This is a genomic window from Lentiprolixibacter sp., assembly GCF_982873095.1.
In genome coordinates this window covers 13,727-15,585 of sequence record NZ_CEYNTP010000037.1, presented here as the reverse complement: position 1 = coordinate 15,585, position 1,859 = coordinate 13,727, and the positions used below count along the sequence as shown (strand labels likewise).

Sequence of the window (1,859 nt, the reverse complement as noted above, 5' to 3'; positions counted from 1 at the left end):
TCAAGTGGATAAAACTTGTTGGACGTTCTAAAATACACTACTTTTGCATGCCTAAATCAGCCGTGATCGGGGTGTGACAAAAACCTAATGCCGCGGGCGGACATAAAATTAGTGCCCGATTGCTTTTCAGCTAGTGGGCCATCATACAGAAGGAGTCGGATAAAAAAGTATTAAATGAATATTACCAAAGAGCAGATAGACGAGTTAAATGCAGTGGTTAAAGTCGCTATTTCCAAAGAGGATTACCAGGACAAGGTAGACAAGATCCTCAAGGACTACCGGAGACAGGCCAATATACCGGGATTCAGGAAAGGCCAGGTACCAATGGGACTTATCAAAAAACAATATGGCAAGGCTGTTCTGGTAGACGAAGTAAACAAGTTGATACAGGACAACCTCAACAACTACCTTACCGAAGAAAAGCTGGATGTTCTGGGGAATCCGCTTCCAAAACAACAGGACAATTTCAACTGGGATGCAGACGAATTCTCTTTTGAGTTTGAATTGGGACTTGCACCGGAATTCGAGGTGAACCTGAAAACCAAAAAGAGTATTCCGCATTACAAGATTGTCGCTGATAAAAAGATGGTGTCTGAGCAGGTAGACCGCATCAAACACCAATATGGTAAACTTGTGAGCATGCCGGAAGTGGACAAGGGGTTTGAGGTTTCCGGAACCTTTAGCAATGAGGAGCAGGAGATCAGCAATAAAACCACCCTGGAACTGGATAAAGTCAAAAGCAAGAAAGCTATAGACAGCCTTCTGGGGAAAAAGGTGGGTGACACTGTTTCCCTTAAGACCAAAGGGCTATTCAAGGAAGACTACCTACTATTTAATGCCCTTGGCATTTCCAAGGACAAAGCGGAAGGGCTTAACATAAACGTTGATTTTACCATCAGTGAAATCAACAAACGCGAACCCGCGGAACTCACCCAGGAACTATTCGATCGACTGTTCGGAGAAGGCGTGGTATCTTCTGAAGATGAAATGCGTAAAAAAATCAAGGAAGATGCCGAAAAACAATTTGAGCAGCAGGCTGATCAGAAACTCCTGAATGACGTAACGGAGCGGCTAATTGAAGTTGTTAATTTCGACCTGCCTGTAGATTTCCTTCAAAAATGGATTCAGACGACCGGGGAAAAACCGCTTTCGGAAGCCGAAGCCAAAGACGAATACGAAAAATCCGAAAAAGGCCTGAGGTACCAGCTGATCGAAGGAAGGATCATCAAAGACCACAATGTGGAACTGCAGTTTGATGAATTAAAGGACTTCGCCAAGGGATTTATCAAATCCCAAATGGCGCAATACGGGCAGACCAATCCCACAGATGAAGAGTTGGATCCCATAGTTATGCGGGTCCTCAGCAATCAGGATGAGGTAAAGCGCCTCTCGGAACAGCTGATGAGCAAGAAACTGCTTGATCTTTACAAGGAAAAGGCCAATTTGAAGGTAAAAGAGGTCACCTACGAGAATTTCATCAAGGAAGTCTACGGATAAGCGATGATTCGTCCTTAAGACAGAAGCATCTCAAATCGGCATGAATTGAGTATCTTTACAGGGCCGAAAGCTATGTTTTCGGCACCTTTTTTTAAATTTCGATAAGAAATAGCATGGATTACGCAAAAGAATTCAAGAACTACGCGATAAAAGACCAGGGTATAAACAGTATTTATTACGACCGTATCCTGGAAAGCATGTATCCGGTAAGTATGACTCCTAATATCATCGAAGAGCGGCAGTTAAATGCCATTGCCATGGATGTATTTTCAAGGTTGATGATGGACCGAATCATATTTATGGGAACAGGAATTAACGATCAGGTAGCCAATATCGTACAGGCCCAGTTGTTATTCCTGGCC

Annotated in this window: 2 protein-coding genes; both read left to right on the top strand. The window is 43.4% G+C overall.

The annotated features are described in order from the left end of the window. Positions 1-174 precede the first annotated feature (174 nt). Positions 175-1,497, top strand: coding sequence for a trigger factor (gene tig / locus AC4E7D_RS04025; RefSeq protein WP_490172522.1), 1,323 nt, complete (start codon positions 175-177; stop codon positions 1,495-1,497). 113 nt (positions 1,498-1,610) lie between these two features. Further along, a partial coding sequence (locus tag AC4E7D_RS04020; protein ID WP_490172521.1) for an ATP-dependent Clp protease proteolytic subunit occupies positions 1,611-1,859 on the top strand: 249 nt, incomplete at its 3' end.

Coding starts and splice junctions, on each gene's coding strand:
- tig (WP_490172522.1), top strand. CDS start 175: ATGAATATTACCAAAGAGCAGATAGACGAGTTAAATGCAGTGGTTAAA.